Origin of the sequence: Hydrogenophaga sp. UC242_50, from assembly GCF_042697355.1 — a bacterium.
Lineage (GTDB): Bacteria > Pseudomonadota > Gammaproteobacteria > Burkholderiales > Burkholderiaceae_C > Hydrogenophaga.
Map to the genome: position 1 here is coordinate 4,155,520 of NZ_CP170553.1, position 17,368 is coordinate 4,172,887.

Sequence of the window (17,368 nt, forward strand, 5' to 3'; positions counted from 1 at the left end):
ATGAATGCATCCATGGCGCGCGTGTTCAAGGGGGTGCTGTTCCCGGCGGCGGTCCTGATCTTCTGGGAGTTCGCGGCCCGCTCCGGGCTGCTCAAGGCCGAGAGCCTGTCGTCCCCGATCGCGATCTTCCGCGCGGCGGTGGGCGTGGTCGCCGACGGCAGCCTGTTCAAGGCCGCGCTGGAGACCTTCGGCGGCGCGGTCGGCGGGCTGGTCGTGGGGGCCACGGCGGGCATCCTGGTCGGTGTGGCCTTCGGCCTCTCGCGCCACCTGTCGCAGCTGATGCGGGTGTCCACCGAGGCGCTGCGGCCCATTCCCTCGGTGGCGCTGATTCCCCTGGCGCTGCTGATCCACGGCTACGGCTTCCAGATGGAGAGCAGCATCGTGGCCTTCTCGTGTTTCTGGCCGCTGCTGATCATCACCGAAAGCGCGGTGCGCGGCATCGAGCCGCGCCTGCTGGAGGTGGCGCACATGCTCAACTTCAGCCTGCGCGAGCGCGTGACCAAGATCGTGCTGCCGGCGGCGCTGCCGCGCATCTTCGTCGGCCTGCGGCTGGCGGCCGCGGTGTCGCTGGTGGTGGCGGTCACGGTGGAGATCACGGCCAACCCGATGGGCCTGGGCTATGCGCTCATCGTCGCGCAGGAGAGCATGCGGCCCGATCGCGTGTTCGCCTTCATCGGCTGGATCGGCCTGATCGGCTGGGCGCTCAACGCTTCGCTGTTGCGCGCGCAGCAGCGCTGGTTCGGGCGCATGGGCAACTGGGCGGAGCAATCGGCATGAAAAAACAACACGGTGTCCTGATGTGGTTCGCCAGCCTGGGCGTGCTCGCCGCGCTGGTCGGCCTGTGGCAGCTCGCCGCGCACCTGGAACTGGTGTCGCCGGTGTTCTTTCCGGCCCCGCTGCGCAGCTTCGAGTCGCTCTGGGACCAGATGGGCACGGCGGACTTCTGGCTCGCGTTTCGCGAAACCCTGCGGCGCATGGTGCTGGGCTTCGTGACCGCCTCGGTCGCGGGCGTCGCGCTGGGCGCGGCGATCGGCCTCTCGCCCCGGCTGCGCGCCTATGTGGAGCCCACGCTGGAGTTGATCCGCCCGCTGCCCGCCTCGGCCATGATCCCGGTCTTCGTGCTGCTGATCGGCCTGAACGACCGCATGATCGTGACGGCGATCGCGTTCTCCTCGCTCTGGCCGGTGCTGCTCAACACGGTGCACGGCTTCAAGACCATCGAGCCCCGGCTGCTGGAGGTGGCGCGCATCCTGCATCTCTCGCGGTTGGAGATGGTCTGGAAGATCGCCCTGCCCAACGCGCTGCCCGACATCTTCGCCGGCCTGCGGCTGGCGCTGACGGTCTCGCTCATCCTCGCGGTGGTGGCCGAGATGCTGGCCGGCACCATCGGCCTGGGCCAGAACATCACGCTGGCCGCGCGCTCCTTCCGCAGCGCCGACCTGTACGCCGGGATCATCGTGCTCGGCGCGGTCGGCTACGTGTCCAACATCCTGCTTCAACGCGCCGAACAGCACCTGCTGCGCTGGCGCACGCCCTGAACCCGGCATCCCCCACCTCAACCACAGGAGACAACCCATGAAATGGCAATACACCAAGGGACTGCACGACATCGGCAATGGCAACTACGCGTGGCTGCTGCCCGACGGCACCTGGGGCTGGAGCAACGCCGGCCTGGTGACCGACAGCGGCGAGTCGCTGCTGGTGGACACCCTGTTCGACCTCAAGCTCACGCGCGAGATGCTGCACGCCATGCGCAACGCGGTGCCCGAGGCCAAGGAGATCGCGCAGGTGGTCAACACCCACGCCAACGGCGACCACTACTTCGGCAACCAGCTGGTGGCCGACTCGGAGATCATCGTCTCGCAGGCCTGCGCCGACGAGATGCTCGCGCACCCGCCCCAGGCCCTGATCGACCGCTTCCGCAACTACAAGGAACTGGGCGACGGCGGCGAATTCCTCATGAAAGCCATGGGCCGCGTGTTCGATTTCCGCGGCATCGTCTACACCCCGCCCACCAAGACCTTCAGCGGCGAGATCGACCTCAAGGTGGGCAACAAGACCGTGAAGCTGGTCGAAGTCGGACCGGCCCACACCAAGGGCGACGTGCTCGCCTACATCCCCGAAGACAAGATCGTCTACACCGGCGACATCCTGTTCAACGGCGGCCACCCCATCGTCTGGGCGGGCCCGGTGGACAACTGGATCCGCGCCTGCGACCTCATGCTCGGCTGGGACGTGGACGTGGTGGTGCCCGGCCATGGCCCGATCACCGACAAGACGGGCGTGCGCGCGCTCAAGCACTACCTGGAGTACGTCAAGGCCGAGGCGCGCAAGCGCTACGACCAGGGCATGACGCTCGAGCAGGCGGTGGACGACATCTCGCTGCGCGAGTTCAACTCGTGGACCGACGCCGAACGCATCTACGTCACCGTCAACAACCTGTACCAGGAGTTCAGCGGCGACACCTCGCCGCCGGACACCGTGAAGCTGTTCGGCCTGATGGCGCACTACGAAGAGCGCCAGCGCAAGCTGCACGGCAACGTGATCGGCTGCGGTCCCAACTGCAACCACGCCAACCACTGAACACCCCTCAGACCACCTCAAGGAGACACACACATGGCCTGGAGAATCCGCCGCGTCGTGACCGGGCACGACGCCCAGGGTCGCTCGACCTTCATCATGGATGGCCTCGCGCCCAACATCAAGGAAATGGCGTCCATGCCGGGCGTGGCCTTGACCGACCTGTGGGAGACCACCACCGCTCCGGCCGACAACACCGGCACGGCGGACGCCGCTGCGCGCCCGGTCAAGCTGGAGCCGCCGCAGGTGGGCAGCATCCTGCGCATCGTGGAGTTTCCGCCCGACACCATGTGGCAGGGCGCCGACGCGGCCAAGGCCTTCGAGTCCATCGGTGCGGGGCACGCGCCCGACGCCCATTCGGACGACCCGATGCGGCACAAGACCAGCACCATCGACTACATCGTGGTGCTCAAGGGCGAGATCTACGCCATCCTGGACACGGGCGAAACGCTGCTCAAGGCCGGGGACATCCTGGTCCAGCGCGGGACCATGCATTCGTGGAGCGTGCGCGGCACCGAGCCCTGCATCGTGGCGGCCATCCTGATCGGCGCCACGCCGCACGCCTGAGCAACGCCCGCCTCCCGCCCGCTCAGGGCGAGGGCGGCATGCCCAGGATGCGCGCGATCAGCTCGCCGGTGGAGTTCACGTCCAGCTTGCGCATCAGGCGCATGCGGTGCGCCTCCACCGTGCGGTGGCTGACGTTGAGGTCCTTGGCGATCTGCTTGCTGGTCAGGCCGGTGATGACCCGGGCCGCGATCTCGCGTTCGCGCGCGGTGAGCGGCGCGTTCACCGGGCGGGCTTCGCTGATGTCGTCGAACACCCAGATCACCGACGCGAAGGGCGATTCCGGCGTGAAGGACCGCCCCGACACCGCGCACCAGAACATGCGCCCGTTGGCGTGCCGCATGATGCGCTGATCCCGGTGGTTGCCGTTCTGCCGCATGCTGACCACCCAGGTCTCGCCGATGTGCTCGAACTCCTCGTGCGAGGGATACAGCATCTCGGTGGATTGCCCGACCAGGGCGCTCACCGGGTAACCGAACATCTCCGACATGGCCCGGTTGCAGCGCTCGATGATGCGCTGGCGGGTCACCATCAGACCGACCGGCGCGAGCTCGAAAATCATTTCGGGCTCGGCGATGGATTCAGACAGGGTCTTGGGCGTCATCGGGCGTCGGGGTGATGGGCCATTATGGCGCAGGGGTTCGGCGCGCCGCCGCCTCGGGGCCGGGCCGAAACAGGCACAATTCCGTCCATGACCGACCGCCCCATCCGCTCACAGTACGAAGATTTCATGCGCCACGTGTTCACCACGGGCGTGCAGAAAACCGATCGCACCGGCACCGGCACCACCAGCGTGTTCGGCCACCAGATGCGCTTCGATCTCAACGAAGGTTTTCCCCTCGTGACCACCAAGAAGGTGTTCACCAAGGCCATCATCGTCGAGCTGCTGTGGTTCCTGCGCGGGGACAGCAACGTGAAGTGGCTGCAGGAGCGCGGCTGCACGATCTGGGACGAGTGGGCGCGCGAAGACGGCGACCTCGGACCGGTGTACGGCGTGCAGTGGCGCAACTGGCCGGCGCCGGACGGGCGCCACATCGACCAGATCAGCGAGGTGGTCAAGCAGCTCAAGACCAACCCCGACTCGCGCCGCATCATCGTGAGCGCCTGGAACGTGGCCGACCTCGACAAGATGGCCCTGATGCCCTGCCACGCGTTCTTCCAGTTCTACGTGGCCGACGGCAAGCTGAGCTGCCAGCTCTACCAGCGCAGCGCCGACATTTTCCTGGGCGTGCCGTTCAACATCGCCAGCTACGCGCTGCTCACCCACATGCTGGCGCAGCAGTGCGACCTGGAAGTGGGCGAATTCATCTGGACCGGCGGCGACTGCCACATCTACAGCAACCACCACGAGCAGGTGCAGACGCAGCTCGCGCGCGCCCCGCACCCCTACCCCACGCTGCGCATCAAGCGCCGCCCCGCATCGATCTTCGACTACGAGCTCGACGACTTCGAGATCCTCGACTACCAGCACCATCCCGCCATCAAGGCGCCGGTGGCGGTCTGAGCCCGCGCCCGCCGCGGACCACGTGATCACCCGCCGCCAGCTCTGGGCGCTGCTCGCCCTCACGCTCATGTGGGGCGTGAACTGGCCCATGATGAAGCTCTCGCTGCAGGAGCTCACGCCGCTGTATTTCCGCGCCAGCACCATGATGCTGGGCGCGCTCGGCCTGTTCATCTACGTCGCCCGCCGGGGCGAGCGCATGCGCCCCACGCGCGCCGAATGGGCCGCCATCGCCTGGCTCGGCCTGCCCAACGTGCTGGGCTGGCACACGCTCTCGATCTTCGGCGTGCAGGAACTCGCCTCCGGCCGCGCGGCCATCCTGGGCTTCACCATGCCGATCTTCACGGTGCTGATCGGCGCGGCCTTCTTCGGCGAGCGCATCACGCCGCGCGTGCGCACGGCCGTGGTGTGCGCGGGCATCGCCATCGCGCTGCTGCTGTGGCACGAGCTGCAAAGCCTGAGCGGCCGGCCCACCGGCATCGCGTGGATGCTGGGCGCCGCCTTCTGCTGGGGCGTGGGCACGCTGCAGTTCCGCCGCGCCCACCTCACGCTCTCGCCCATGGTGGTCACGGTCTGGATGCTGCTGCTGGGCAGCGGTGTGGTGGGGGCGCTGGCCCTCGCGCTGGAACCGGTGCCCCGGCTGGCGGGCTTTTCGGTGCCGATGTGGATCAGCCTGCTGTATGGCGTGTGCATCAACTACGGTGTGGCGCAGTTGATCTGGTTCGGCATGGCGCGCAACCTGCCGCCGGCCACCAGCGCCATGAGCGTGATGGCGATCCCGCTGGTGGGCACGCTGAGCGCGACCTTCATCGTGGGCGAGGTGCCGCACTGGCAGGACTGGGTCGCCATCGGCTTCGTGATGATGGCCATCGCCAGTGTGCTCTGGCCAGCCCGGCCTGCTCTGCCGGCGGCACAATAGGCGCATGCCCCAGCCCACCACCCGATTGCACCTCATCTTCGCGCGCGCCGCCAATGGCGTGATCGGCAAGGACAACGCCCTGCCCTGGCACCTGCCGGAGGACATGGCGCACTTCAAGCGCACCACGCTCGGCCACCCCGTGATCATGGGCCGCAAGACCTGGGATTCGCTGCCACCCAAATTCCGCCCGCTGCCGGGCCGACTCAACATCGTCGTCACGCGCGACACCGCCTGGCAGGCCGAAGGCGCTGCCCGGGCGAACTCGCTGCCCGAAGCCGTGTCGCTGTGCCCCGCAGGCTCGGACGCCTGGGTGATCGGCGGCGCACAGATCTACGCCACCGCCCTGCCGCTGGCCGACACCGCCGTGGTCACCGAGATCGCACGCGATTTCGAGGGCGATGCGCACGCACCCGTGTTCGGCCCCGAATGGCAGGAGACCGCGCGCGAAACCCACACGGCCGCCAACGGCCTGCCCTTCGCGTTCGTCAGCTACACCCGGGCCACGACGCGGTAGACGCAGCGCGATGCCCCCGCGAGCACGTGCTGCTCGCGCGTGACGCGGCCGTCGCCGCCGATGATGTCCTGGAACAGCAGCAGCTCCGAGCGGCAGAAGCCCTGGCAACTGCGCGCCGCGGCGCAGATCGGGCAGTGGTCCTCGATCAGCAGCCAGTCCTTGCCATCGCGCTCGACGCGCGCCATGTAGCCCTCTTCGCTGCGCACCACCGCGAGCTGCTCCAGGCGCTTCGCCATGGTCTTGCCGTTGCAGCGCTGCCGATACAGCGTGCGGGCATCGGCTTCGCGTTGCGAGATCAGCCGCTCCAGGCCCTGCTCGCCAAACAGCTGCCGCACCGAGCCGATCAACTGCACCGTCAGCTGCGCATGGGTGTCGGGAAAACGACGATGCCCGGCCTCGGTCAGCGCCCAGTTCTGCCGGGGCCGACCGACGCCGACCGCAGCTTCCTGCACGCCCTCGAGCACGCCCGCCGCGACCAGTTTCTGCACCTGCTGGCGCGCCGCTTCGGGCGTCAGGCCCAGCGCCTGCGCCAGCCGGGCGGTAGAGGTCGGCCCCCTGGACTTGATGAGGAACAGAAGGCGATCCGCCGTCGGCGATGCACCCGGAATATCCAGGTCTTTACTTGCATAAACCATGGCGCAATCCTAATATGCAAACAATCACTTGGATAATAACCGCGCCACCGCGCCACCGCGCCACCGCGCCACCGCGCCACCGCGCCACCGCGCCACCGCGCCACCGCGCCACCGCGCCACCGCGCACTGTCGAGAATCACGCATGTCTTCCCTGACCGCCCCTTTACCCGCAACGGCTTCCTGGGGCGATCTGCTCAAGGGCAAGAACGGCTGGCTCGCACTGGCCCTGACCGGTGGCGTGGCCCTGCACGCCATCAACGTGCACATCGTTACCACTGTGCTGCCTTCCGTGGTGCAGGACATCGGCGGACTGGACTGGTACGCCTGGAACACCACCTTGTTCGTGGTGGCCTCCATCATCGGCGCCGCACTCTCGGTGCGCGTGCTGTCCTCGCTCGGGCCCCGCGGCGCCTGCCTCGCGGCGCTGGGCCTGTTCGCCCTCGGCTCGGCCGTGTGCGCCAGCGCCGGCTCCATGGGCGGGATGCTGATCGGCCGCAGCGTGCAGGGCCTGGGCGGCGGCACCCTGGCGGCCCTGAGCTACGCCCTCATCCGCGTGGTGTTCGAGCCGGCCCTGTGGTTGCGCGCGGTGGCCCTGGTCTCCGGCATGTGGGGCATCGCCACGCTGTGCGGCCCGGCGGCGGGCGGGCTGTTCGCCGAGGCCGGCCACTGGCGCTCGGCGTTCTGGATCCTGCTGCCGATCTCGCTGCTGCAGGCGCTGGTGGTGATGGTGCAGCTGCGCCCCGCGCCCGGCGCCGCACCGAGCCGTGGGCAAAAACCAGAGGTGCCGTTGGTGCAGGTGGGGCTTCTCGCCGGCTCGGTGCTGCTGATCGCGGCGGGAAGCCTGTCGCCGCAGTTGCTGTGGCAAGGCCTGGGTGTGGCCGGTGGCCTGGCCCTGGGCGCCGCCGCCGTCGCGGTGGACCGCCAGGCGGCGGTGCGCCTGCTGCCTTCGGGGGCGACGGCACTGGGCTCGCCGCTGGGCTCGGTGTACGCCATCGTGGCGCTGCTGCTGGTGGGCATGACGACCGAGATCTACGTGCCCTACTTCCTGCAGGTGCTGCACGGCTACACGCCGCTGGCGGCGGGTTACCTCACCGCGGCCATGGCGGCCGGCTGGAGCGCGGGCTCCTTGCTGTCGTCGGGGCGCGGTGGTGCCGCTGCCGCCCGGCTGCTGCGCGTCGGTCCGCTGTTGACCACCCTCAGCCTGCTGGCCCTGGCGGTGGTGATACCGGTCGGCGCGGACCTGAGCCCCGGCGCGCGCCTGCTGCTTTGCGGCCTGCCCCTGGCCGGTGCCGGGGCCGGCGTGGGCATCGGCTGGCCCCATCTGCTGAACCGCGTGCTGAACCTCGCGCCCCCCGGGGAAGGCGGCATGGCGTCGGCCGCCATCACCACCATCCAGCTCTACGGCATGGCCGTGGGCGCGGCGGTGGCCGGTCTGGTGGCGAACGCCGCGGGCCTCAGCGACCCGGGCGGCCCGGCCGGTGCGCGCGCCGCCGCGGTCTGGCTGTTCGCGAGCTTCGCCCTGGCGCCGGCCCTGGCGACGCTGCTGGCCCGCCGCATCACGCGCGCACCGGGCAGCCACCCATGAGGAGACGCCATGCGCGAACGGCTCGAGAAAATGCTGGCCGAGGGCCGTGACAACGCCCTGTTGCGCTTCGGCCTGGGCCAGGCCTGCCTCAAGGACGAGGACGCCGAAGCCGCGGCGCTGCATCTGACGCAGGCGACGGCGCAGAACCCGCGCCACTCGGCCGCCTGGAAACTGCTCGGTGTGGCGCTCCGCCGGCTCGACCGCCTGGACGCGGCCGAAGCGGCCTGGACCCAGGGCCTGGTGGTGGCCGAACAGCAAGGCGACCACCAGTCGGTCAAGGAAATGACGGTCTTCCTCAAGCGCCTGCGGCGGCCCACACCGGGGTGACGGGCTCGCCCGGTCGGGCCGCGGTTCATCGCATACTTGGCACTTCCGGCCGCATGGCTGGCATGCACCAACACGCTGATCAACCACCACGATGGGTCCACCATGAAACTCGCCACCTGGAACATCAACTCCCTCTCCGTGCGCCTGCCTCAGGTGCTCGACTGGCTGGCCGCCAATCCCGTCGACGCGCTGGGCCTGCAGGAACTCAAACTCGTGGACGAGAAGTTCCCGCACGACGCGCTCAAGGAAGCCGGCTACCACGCCGCTGTCTTCGGCCAGAAGACCTACAACGGCGTGGCGATCCTGAGCCGCAACCCCGTCACCAACATCGTGCGCAACATCCCCCGGCACACCGACGACCAGTCGCGTGTGATCGCCGCGACGCTGGACACGCCCGAAGGCCCGCTGCGCCTGGTCAACTGCTATTTCGTCAACGGCCAGGCACCGGGCACCGACAAGTTCGCCTACAAGATGCTCTGGCTGGAGGCGCTGCACCGCTGGCTGCAGGAAGAACTGAAGGTGCACCAGCGCCTCGTGCTGCTGGGTGATTTCAACGTGGCGCCGGAAGACCGCGACTCGTTCGACCCCGTCGGCCTGAAAGACACCATCCACCACACGGTCGAAGAGCGCGCGCATTTCCAGGCCTTGCTCGACCTGGGATTGACGGACGCCTACCGCCTGTTCGAGCAACCGGAGAAAAGCTACTCGTGGTGGGACTACCGCATGCTGGGCTTCCAGAAGAACCGGGGGCTGCGCATCGACCACATTCTGGTGAGCGAGGCGCTGCGCGGCCGCGTGGCGGCCTGCCACATCGACCGCCTGCCGCGCAAGAACCCGCAGCCCAGCGACCACGCACCGGTGGTGGTCACGCTGGGCTGAGCCCGTTCACTCGAGGTTCAGTTCCTGGATCTTGCGGGTGATGGTGTTGCGGCCGATGCCGAGCTTGTGCGCGGCCTCGATGCGGCGCCCACGCGTGTTCGCCAGCGCGGTCTGGATCAGGCGCGTTTCGAAGCGGCGCGTGAGCACGTCCCACACATCGGTGCGGCCGTCTTCGAGCAAGGCCTGGGCCTCGGCCTGCAGGCCACTCTCCCAGGCCAGAGGCGCCGCCCGGGCGGTCTCCGCCTCGGGTGAGGCGACGGCCGATTCGGCGTGGGCAATGGCCGCCGAACTGCCTGCGTAGACGGGCTCGGGCACGGCAGGCGCCATGAGGCCGGTCGGCAGGGAAGACACCACCGGGGCTTCCGAGGCGGCCGGGTGGGCCACGGCGGGAGCCGTACCGCTCATGGACAACACCTCGGGCGGCAGGTCCTTGAGTTCGATCACCTGGGCCGGGGCCATCACCGTGAGCCAGTGGCAGACGTTTTCCAGCTGGCGCACATTGCCGGGGAAGTCGAAGGCGCCGAGCAGCTTCAAGGCCGCCTCGGAAATGCGCTTGGGCTCCACGCCCAGCTGTTTGGCGCTTTGCTGCAGGAAGAAGCGCGTGAGCATGGGCACGTCTTCGCGCCGCTCGCGCAGCGCGGGCAGGCGCAGGCGGATCACGTTGAGGCGGTGGAACAAGTCTTCGCGGAACACGCCTTCCTTGACGCGCTGCTCCAGGTTCTGGTGGGTGGCGGCGATCACGCGCACGTTGGCGCGCACGGCGCTGTGGCCGCCCACGCGGTAGAAGTGGCCGTCGGACAGCACGCGCAGCAGGCGCGTCTGCAGGTCGAACGGCATGTCGCCGATTTCGTCGAGGAACAGCGTACCGCCATCGGCCTGCTCGAAGCGGCCCCGGCGCATGGTCTGCGCGCCGGTGAAGGCCCCACGCTCGTGGCCGAACAGTTCCGACTCCAGCAGGTCCTTGGGGATGGCTGCGGTGTTGATGGCCACGAAGGGCCCGGCCGCGCGCGGCGAATGCTTGTGCAGCGCGCGCGCCACCAGCTCCTTGCCCGAACCCGACTCGCCGGTGATCAGCACCGTGACCTGGCTCTGGCTCAGGCGCCCGATGGCGCGGAACACGTCCTGCATCGCGGGCGCCTGGCCGAGCATTTCGGGCGCGGCGCTCATGCGCTCCTCGGCCACTTCCTCGCGCAGGCTTTCGTCCACCGCACGGCGGATCAGCTCGACCGCCTTGGGCAGATCGAAGGGCTTGGGCAGGTATTCGAAGGCACCGCCCTGGAAGGCCGAGACCGCACTGTCCAGGTCGGAGAACGCGGTCATGATGATGACCGGCAGGCCGGGCAGCTTTTCCTTGACCTTCTCCAGCAGCTCCAGCCCCGAACCGCCGGGCATGCGGATGTCGCTCACCAGGATCTGGGGGCCCTCGTGTTCGGGCGTGTCGATCAGGGCCTTGAGCACGTCCTGCGGGTTGGTGAAACTGCGCGTGGGCAGGTTCTCGCGCAGCAGCGCCTTTTCGAGCACGAAGCGAATCGATTGGTCGTCGTCCACTATCCAGATCGGCTTCATTGAGTTGTCTTCCCTTCTTGTGGCGCGGCGTTCGACGGTCGGTGACGGCTAGGGCAACGGAATCAGAATCTTGAAATCCGTCTCGTTCGGCACGCTCTCACACTCGATCAATCCATGGTGCTGCTGGACAAAGGTCTGCGCCAGCGTGAGCCCCAGGCCGGAGCCGCCATCCCGCCCCGACACGAGCGGGAAAAAGATGCGGTCCTTGATCGAGTCTGGAACGCCAGGCCCGTTGTCGATCACATGCAATTCCAGTGCCAGCCGATAGCGCTGTTTACCAAACGTCACCTGTCGGCCCACGCGCGTGCGGAACACGATGCGCGCATCGCCCGCCGCGATGCGTTCGCTCAGCGCCTGCGCGGCGTTGTGCGCGATGTTGAGCACGGCCTGGATGAGCTGCTCGCGATCGCCGCGGAACTCGGGGATGGAGGTGTCGTAGTCGCGCACGACCTTCAAGCCCTTGGGAAACTCGGCCAGGATGAGCGAGCGCACGCGCTCGCACACCTCGTGGATGTTCACGTCGCCCACCACGTGAGGCCGGCGGTGCGGCGCGAGCAGGCGGTCCACCAGCGACTGCAGCCGATCCGCCTCGTGGATGATGACCTGGGTGTACTCGATCAACTCGCGGGACTCCAGCTCCATCTGCAGCAACTGGGCCGCACCGCGAATGCCGCCGAGCGGGTTCTTGATCTCGTGCGCGAGGTTGCGGATGAGTTCCTTGTTCGCCTGCGCCTGATCGATCAGCCGCTCTTCGCGCTCCTGGCGCGCCTGCTGCTCCAGCGGCAGCAGCTCGACGATCACCTCACCCGGGTTGTCGGTCTGCGCCACCACCACGTGCACCGGCAGGGCTTCGTGGTTGAGGCGCTTGAGCCAGGCGTCGTAGCGCAGCGCGGCGAACTGGTTGCCGCTCGCGCCCTGCAAGGCGTTTTCCAGCAGCGGGGGTTCGGTGAAGCAGTCCTGCAGCAGCGCGCCCGTGATGCTGCGTCGGGACATCCCCAGCGCATCCTCCAGCGCCGCGTTGGCGTAGAGCACGCCACCGTGCTGATCCACCACGGCCACCAGGGTGCGCAGCAGGTCGAGGGACTGGAAACGGGACGACACCGAGGGGGACTTGCGTCCGGCAGCCGACCCGTCCGGGTCGGCCGGGGCCCGGCGCGGGAAAGTGGGAAGAAGGGAGGGGAAGTTGGGCTTTTTCAAGCCGGTCATTTTGCGGCAGAACCGACGGCGTTGGCGGACCCCGGCAGTCGATTCAATTCGCGCTGCAGGCCGGCGACGTCGCTCTCGGCGCGCGCCACGGCGGCCTTGAGTTCGGCCACGCGGTCGAGGTAGCGCTGGTAGTTGCGCGACTCGATGCCCTGCTTCTCGGGCTCGCCGTTGGCGTACTCCTTGCGCGCGAGCGCCAGGCGCTCTTGCGCCTTGCGCAGTTCGGCCTCGAGGATGGCGCGCGCATCGCTGTCGCGCGCGCGCTGCGCGGCCGAGTCGACGCGTTCGTTGGCGCTGCCGTTGCGTGGGGCGGCCGCTGCGGGCGTGGCGCGCGGCGGCGTGGGCCGGGTGCCTTCGATGATGGTGATGTTGCCGCCCTCCATGGGGCTGCAACCCTTGGACTTCGCACCTGCGCGTCGTTCGTGTATTCGTTGCCGCAACGGTAGATGCGCGCCTGGGCATGGGCTTCCAGGACGCACAGCGCGAGCGTCGCGCACGGCCAGCGACCGGATCGTGAGTGAAGGCATCGGATTCAAGGTGACATCAACTCCAGGAAACGGTTTGGGGTATGGGCGGGCGCACCGATATGCGTTTTTCAGTATGACCGAAAACTGTTTCAAAAGTGCCGTGCCAGCGTGTGAACGGTGGCGATTGACCGCCCGAGCAACAAAAAGGGGCCACTTGCATGGCCCCTTTCGGGATGGCCCTGGCAGCCCGGCAGAGCCGGGCAAGCCATCACAGGCTGTAGTACATGTCGAACTCGACCGGGTGCGGCGCCATGCGGAAACGCGTGACTTCGCCCATCTTGAGTTCGATGTAGGCGTCGAGCATGGAGTCGGTGAACACACCGCCCTTGGTCAGGAAGCTGCGGTCCTTGTCGAGGTACTCCAGCGCCTGGTCGAGGCTGTGGCACACGGTGGGCACCAGCTTGTCCTCTTCGGGCGGCAGGTGGTACAGGTCCTTGGTGGCGGCTTCGCCCGGGTGGATCTTGTTTTCCACGCCGTCCAGACCCGCCATCATCAGGGCCGAGAAGGCCAGGTAGGGGTTGGCCGAAGGATCTGGGAAACGCGCTTCGATGCGGCGGCCCTTGGGGTTCGCCACGTACGGGATGCGGATCGAGGCAGAACGGTTGCGGGCCGAGTAGGCCAGCTTCACCGGGGCTTCGAAGCCAGGCACCAGGCGCTTGTAGGAGTTGGTGCCAGGGTTGGTGATGGCGTTGAGCGCACGGGCGTGCTTGATGATGCCGCCCACGTAGTACAGGGCGAAATCGCTCAGGCCGGCGTAGCCGTCACCGGCGAACAGGTTCTTGCCGTCCTTCCAGATCGACTGGTGCACGTGCATGCCGCTGCCGTTGTCGCCGGCGTAGGGCTTGGGCATGAAGGTCGCGGTCTTGCCGTAGGCGTTGGCGACGTTCCACACCACGTACTTGAGCACCTGCGTCCAGTCGGCGCGCTCGACCAGCGTGCTGAACTTGGTGCCGATTTCGTTCTGGCCAGCGCCCGCCACTTCGTGGTGGAACACTTCAACCGGGATGCCCAGCGATTCGAGGATCAGGGACATCTCGGCGCGCATGTCCTGCGTGCTGTCGACCGGGGGCACGGGGAAGTAGCCGCCTTTGACGGTGGGACGGTGGCCGCGGTTGCCGCCTTCGAGCTTGGCGCCGCTGTTCCAGGGAGCTTCGTACTCCTCGATCTCGCACATCACGCGGCCGGGTTCGTTGCTCCAGCGCACGCCGTCGAAGATGAAGAATTCAGGTTCCGGTCCGAAGAAGGCGGTGTCGCCCAGGCCGGAGGCCTTGAGGTAGGCCTCGGCGCGCTTGGCGATGGAACGCGGATCGCGGTCGTAGGCCTTGCCGTCGCCCGGCTCGATCACGTCGCATTGCAGGAACAGCGTGGTTTCTTCGAAGAAGGGGTCGATGTTGGCGGTATTGGGGTCGGGCATGAGCTGCATGTCGGAGGCTTCGATGCCCTTCCAGCCAGCCACCGAAGAACCGTCGAACGCGTGGCCCGAGCTGAACTTGTCTTCGTCGAAGTGAGACACGGGCACGGTGACGTGCTGTTCTTTGCCCCGGGTGTCGGTGAAGCGGAAGTCAACGAACTTCACTTCGTTGTCTTTCACCATTTGCATCACGTCTGCGACGGTCTTGGCCATCAAATACTCCTGTAGCTGGGTGAGTGGAAAAATTGAAAACGACGCTGCTGATAAGCAGAATGTGTGCCACAAAGTGGGTCATGCGCGGGCGCTGGCTCCCCCGGCTTCACGGGACAGCGGGAATTATGGCCCAGCCATGCGCCACAAAGGGTCGGCCGGCAGGCATCGAAGCCCTGGGAAGACCGTGCGTTGCACCTTGTCGGGCGTTATCGCCCCCGGTCGCACCCATTGGGTGCACCCGTCAATTGCACCGATTTGGTGCAACTCAATTTCGCACCATTTCAGGGCCCAGCTTCGCGTCGTGCCGATGCAGGCCCGCGAGCAGCTGGGCGTAGGCCGGCGCCACCGCCTCGGTGGCGCCCTTCACCCCCAGTTCGATGTGCCGGCCGTACTCAGGGTGGTCCACGCTGGGCAGGCTGAAGACCTTCACGGCATGGGCCTGCTCGATCTGCTCCATGAGCGGGGTCAGGGTGGCCTCCATGGCGCCGAACACGATCACCGAACGCTCCTGCCAGGCGCCCTGGCGATGCCATTGCGCGTACTCGGTATCGAGCACGCCTTCGATCATGGGCCAGGCCATGACGGGGAAGCCGGGCACGAAATGCACGCTGCCGCCCCCCGCCCCGTCGCAGCTGAAACCGGGGATCTTGTTGTACGGGTTGAGGATGAGGCGAGCGCCCACGGGAAACACGCCCATGTTGTAGCGGTGCACGTTGTCCGGCCGCTCGGGATCGAAGACCTCGCCACGCTCGGCGGCCGTGTCTCGCATGCGGGACTCGATCAGTTCCTTGGCCTGCGGGTGCAGGGCCAGGTCCACGCCCAGCGCGGCGGCGGCGCACTGGCGCGTGTGGTCGTCGGGCGTGGCGCCAATGCCGCCGCAGCAGAACACGGCGTCGCTGCCCGCGAACGCGTCGCTCAGCGTGGCGGTGATGCGGTCGCGATCGTCGCCGACCAGCTTGGCCCAGGACAGGGTCAGGCCGCGCTGCGCCAGCAACTCGATGATCTTGGGAAGGTGTTTGTCGCTGCGCTTGCCGGAAAGGATCTCGTCACCAACGATGATCAGGCCGAAGGTGGGTGTCATGAAAGGGTGGGTGGCTGGTTGAATGAGGACCCTGGTTCCTGGGCAGGCAAGGTCAATGGGGCCGGTGGGCTGGGTTCGGCGTCCCGCACCTCCACCGTGGCCTGCGCGCGCTGGCGCTGCAGCACGGTCAGGCAGAAATGGGCGAACCAGAGCGAGGCGAATGCGAACACCAGGGTGTAGATCCAGATCGCCACAGGCACCAGCAAGGGGGCCAGTGCAATGAACATCGCACCCGAAGCCCACAGCAGGCTGGGCGCGGCGCCCAGGTAGCCGCTGAGCACGCCCATGACGAGCAGGCTGCCGCGGTGCTCGCGCAGGATGGCCTTGCGCTCGTCGCCGCTGGCGTGCGTGGCCAGCGCGTCGAACGCGAACACCCGGTAGGTGAGCCAGCCCCAGATCAGCGGCGGAAGAATGAGCACCAGGGGTGGCACCAGCCACAGCGGCATGGACACGATCAAGGCCAGCACCGCGAGCAGCGTGGAGCCGAGCGACCACAACACGCTCACCAGCAGAGACCCACCGTGCTTGCGCTCCAGGCTGGGAAAGCGGCGCTGGCGAACCAGCTCCACCATGGCGGGCGTCATGAACATCGCCACCAGCAACAGGCACAACAGCACGATGACGGGGGTGCGCAGCACCAGCACCAGCAGCGGCGCGAACACGGTGCGCAGCGAGCCCAGGCCCAGGCGCTCCAGCCAACCGAGGAACATCTGGATGAGGTCAAACGCCTCCAGCCACGCCGCCACCGAGGCCACGGCGTTTTCCCAGAAGAAGTAACCCAGGCCGAACGACAGCACCACCATCAGGATCAGCGGGAGAAACGACAGTGCGATCACCCGCGGATGCATGCAATAGGCGATGGCGCGCCAGAAGGAATCGAACAGCAAGGACATGCCGGCAAGAATACATCCAATCCATGTCAGGCCACCCCGCGGGCGGCCCTCGCGCCGATCACTGCGACGCTAGGATCGAGCCCCATGAAACACATCGACATCGCGGGCATTGGCCTGGAAGTGGCTCACATTCCGGGGCCGGCGGAACGTGCCCCCCTGGTCTTCCTGCATGAAGGCCTGGGCAGCGTGCCATGTGGCAGCAGCGCGGCCGGCACTGGCCCGCCGAGCTTTGCACCGCCACAGGCCGCGCGGGCTGGCTGTACTCGCGCCGGGGCTATGGCCAGTCCGACCCCGTGGCAGACGTGCGCGGCCAACCCCGGTGGCAGGGGTCCTGGCACATCGGCCGCCACGAGCCCGACTACATGCACCACGAAGCCTGGCAGGTTCTGCCTGCGCTGCTGCAAGCCCTGGGCGTGCCCGAGCCCGTGCTCGTAGGCCATTCGGATGGCGCCACCATCGCCCTGCTGCACGCCAGCCGGCACCCGGTCGCGGCCTGCGTGGCGATGGCGCCCCACGTGTTTATCGAAGACATCGCGCTGAACGCCATCGCCCAAGCCAAGACCTTGTACGAAGGCGATCCCGACGGGCTTCGCCAGCGCCTCTCGCGCTACCACGCCGACGTGGACAACGCCTTCTGGCAGTGGAACGACGTCTGGCTCAGTCCGGCCTTCCGCCAGTTCGACATCCGCGCCGAATGCCAGGCCATCACCGCCCCCTTGCTGCTGGCGCAAGGCCTGGGCGATGAGTACGGCACCCTGGCCCAGCTGGACGAGATCGCGCTGGCGGCGCCGCATGCGCAACGCATCGAGCTGCCCGATTGCGGCCACAGCCCCCACCGCGATCAGCCTGAGGCCTTGACCCGCGCCGTGGCGGATTTTCTGGCCCGCTTGGGCTGATTTCCCCGCCTGGGGGATGCACGCCCGACGCGCAGTTGGGCACAATGGAACGTTGGCCGGACGCGGGCGCCGCC

The 17,368-nt window shown here is 67.8% G+C and carries 18 protein-coding genes and 1 pseudogene; 11 read left to right on the forward strand and 8 right to left on the reverse strand.

The features are described from left to right. Genes ACFJGX_RS21170 through ACFJGX_RS21185 form a run of 4 tightly spaced genes read left to right on the forward strand, consistent with a single transcriptional unit; the run spans nucleotide 1 to nucleotide 3,147 of the window. On the forward strand, nucleotides 1-777 hold the full coding sequence (locus ACFJGX_RS21170; protein ID WP_382323939.1) for an ABC transporter permease: 777 nt from the start codon (nucleotides 1-3) through the stop codon (nucleotides 775-777). Further along, nucleotides 774-1,538, forward strand: coding sequence for an ABC transporter permease (locus ACFJGX_RS21175; protein ID WP_382323938.1), 765 nt, complete (start codon nucleotides 774-776; stop codon nucleotides 1,536-1,538). The genes ACFJGX_RS21170 and ACFJGX_RS21175 overlap by 4 nt, the downstream gene beginning before the upstream one ends. A gap of 37 nt (nucleotides 1,539-1,575) precedes the next feature. Further along, a complete protein-coding gene (locus tag ACFJGX_RS21180) occupies nucleotides 1,576-2,583 on the forward strand; it encodes an MBL fold metallo-hydrolase (protein WP_382159061.1) in 1,008 nt (335 codons plus the stop codon). A gap of 33 nt (nucleotides 2,584-2,616) precedes the next feature. Beyond that, the gene (locus ACFJGX_RS21185) at nucleotides 2,617-3,147 is read left to right on the forward strand and encodes a cupin domain-containing protein (protein WP_382159062.1); all 531 of its coding nucleotides are present in this window, start codon (nucleotides 2,617-2,619) and stop codon (nucleotides 3,145-3,147) included. 22 nt (nucleotides 3,148-3,169) lie between these two features. On the opposite strand, the gene ACFJGX_RS21190 is transcribed toward ACFJGX_RS21185, so the two are convergent. Further along, nucleotides 3,170-3,748 carry a LuxR C-terminal-related transcriptional regulator gene (locus ACFJGX_RS21190; RefSeq protein ID WP_382323937.1) on the reverse strand — a complete coding sequence of 193 codons (579 nt, stop codon included), beginning with the start codon at nucleotides 3,746-3,748 and terminating at the stop codon, nucleotides 3,170-3,172. Between the two features lie 87 nt (nucleotides 3,749-3,835). Here ACFJGX_RS21190 and ACFJGX_RS21195 point away from each other — a divergent pair, with 87 nt between their 5' ends. The 3 genes from ACFJGX_RS21195 to ACFJGX_RS21205 are packed head-to-tail and all read left to right on the forward strand — an operon-like array spanning nucleotide 3,836 to nucleotide 6,078. Then, a complete protein-coding gene (locus ACFJGX_RS21195) occupies nucleotides 3,836-4,648 on the forward strand; it encodes a thymidylate synthase (protein WP_382159065.1) in 813 nt (270 codons plus the stop codon). Between the two features lie 22 nt (nucleotides 4,649-4,670). After that, a complete protein-coding gene (locus ACFJGX_RS21200) occupies nucleotides 4,671-5,564 on the forward strand; it encodes a DMT family transporter (RefSeq protein ID WP_382326998.1) in 894 nt (297 codons plus the stop codon). A gap of 4 nt (nucleotides 5,565-5,568) precedes the next feature. After that, entirely contained in the window at nucleotides 5,569-6,078 is a 510-nt protein-coding gene (locus tag ACFJGX_RS21205; protein WP_382323935.1) for a dihydrofolate reductase, read from the forward strand. On the opposite strand, the gene ACFJGX_RS21210 is transcribed toward ACFJGX_RS21205, so the two are convergent. Beyond that, nucleotides 6,054-6,713, reverse strand: a complete 660-nt coding sequence (locus tag ACFJGX_RS21210; RefSeq protein ID WP_382323934.1) for a helix-turn-helix transcriptional regulator — start codon at nucleotides 6,711-6,713, stop codon at nucleotides 6,054-6,056. The two genes, ACFJGX_RS21205 and ACFJGX_RS21210, sit on opposite strands and share 25 nt — an antisense overlap. 142 nt (nucleotides 6,714-6,855) lie before the next feature. On the opposite strand from ACFJGX_RS21210, the gene ACFJGX_RS21215 reads away from it, so the two are divergent. The 3 genes from ACFJGX_RS21215 (at nucleotide 6,856) to xth (ending at nucleotide 9,504) form a co-directional block, all read left to right on the forward strand. Further along, on the forward strand, nucleotides 6,856-8,298 hold the full coding sequence (locus tag ACFJGX_RS21215; RefSeq protein ID WP_382323933.1) for an MFS transporter: 1,443 nt from the start codon (nucleotides 6,856-6,858) through the stop codon (nucleotides 8,296-8,298). 9 nt (nucleotides 8,299-8,307) lie between these two features. Next, nucleotides 8,308-8,625: a tetratricopeptide repeat protein gene (locus ACFJGX_RS21220; RefSeq protein WP_382323932.1), complete on the forward strand. Its 318-nt coding sequence runs from the start codon at nucleotides 8,308-8,310 to the stop codon at nucleotides 8,623-8,625. A gap of 102 nt (nucleotides 8,626-8,727) precedes the next feature. Then, nucleotides 8,728-9,504: an exodeoxyribonuclease III gene (xth, locus tag ACFJGX_RS21225; protein ID WP_382323931.1), complete on the forward strand. Its 777-nt coding sequence runs from the start codon at nucleotides 8,728-8,730 to the stop codon at nucleotides 9,502-9,504. Nucleotides 9,505-9,510: 6 nt separating this feature from the next. Here the strand turns inward: xth and ntrC are convergent, their stop codons facing one another. From ntrC to ACFJGX_RS21255, 6 genes and pseudogenes are all read right to left on the reverse strand, one after another. Then, the gene (ntrC, locus tag ACFJGX_RS21230) at nucleotides 9,511-11,070 is read right to left on the reverse strand and encodes a nitrogen regulation protein NR(I) (protein ID WP_382323930.1); all 1,560 of its coding nucleotides are present in this window, start codon (nucleotides 11,068-11,070) and stop codon (nucleotides 9,511-9,513) included. A gap of 48 nt (nucleotides 11,071-11,118) precedes the next feature. Continuing rightward, nucleotides 11,119-12,276: a nitrogen regulation protein NR(II) gene (gene glnL, locus ACFJGX_RS21235; protein WP_382327000.1), complete on the reverse strand. Its 1,158-nt coding sequence runs from the start codon at nucleotides 12,274-12,276 to the stop codon at nucleotides 11,119-11,121. After that, nucleotides 12,273-12,754 (reverse strand): annotated as a pseudogene (locus tag ACFJGX_RS21240) (hypothetical protein). Before ACFJGX_RS21240 ends, glnL begins: the two are co-directional and overlap by 4 nt. A 254-nt stretch (nucleotides 12,755-13,008) precedes the next feature. Continuing rightward, nucleotides 13,009-14,424: a type I glutamate--ammonia ligase gene (glnA, locus tag ACFJGX_RS21245; protein WP_291114810.1), complete on the reverse strand. Its 1,416-nt coding sequence runs from the start codon at nucleotides 14,422-14,424 to the stop codon at nucleotides 13,009-13,011. Between the two features lie 265 nt (nucleotides 14,425-14,689). Continuing rightward, nucleotides 14,690-15,505, reverse strand: coding sequence for a competence/damage-inducible protein A (locus tag ACFJGX_RS21250; protein ID WP_382159086.1), 816 nt, complete (start codon nucleotides 15,503-15,505; stop codon nucleotides 14,690-14,692). Then, entirely contained in the window at nucleotides 15,502-16,398 is an 897-nt protein-coding gene (locus ACFJGX_RS21255) for an EI24 domain-containing protein (protein ID WP_382327002.1), read from the reverse strand. Before ACFJGX_RS21255 ends, ACFJGX_RS21250 begins: the two co-directional genes overlap by 4 nt. Nucleotides 16,399-16,589: 191 nt before the next feature. On the opposite strand from ACFJGX_RS21255, the gene ACFJGX_RS21260 reads away from it, so the two are divergent. Continuing rightward, a complete protein-coding gene (locus ACFJGX_RS21260) occupies nucleotides 16,590-17,294 on the forward strand; it encodes an alpha/beta fold hydrolase (protein ID WP_382327004.1) in 705 nt (234 codons plus the stop codon). The last annotated feature ends 74 nt before the right edge of the window (nucleotides 17,295-17,368 follow it).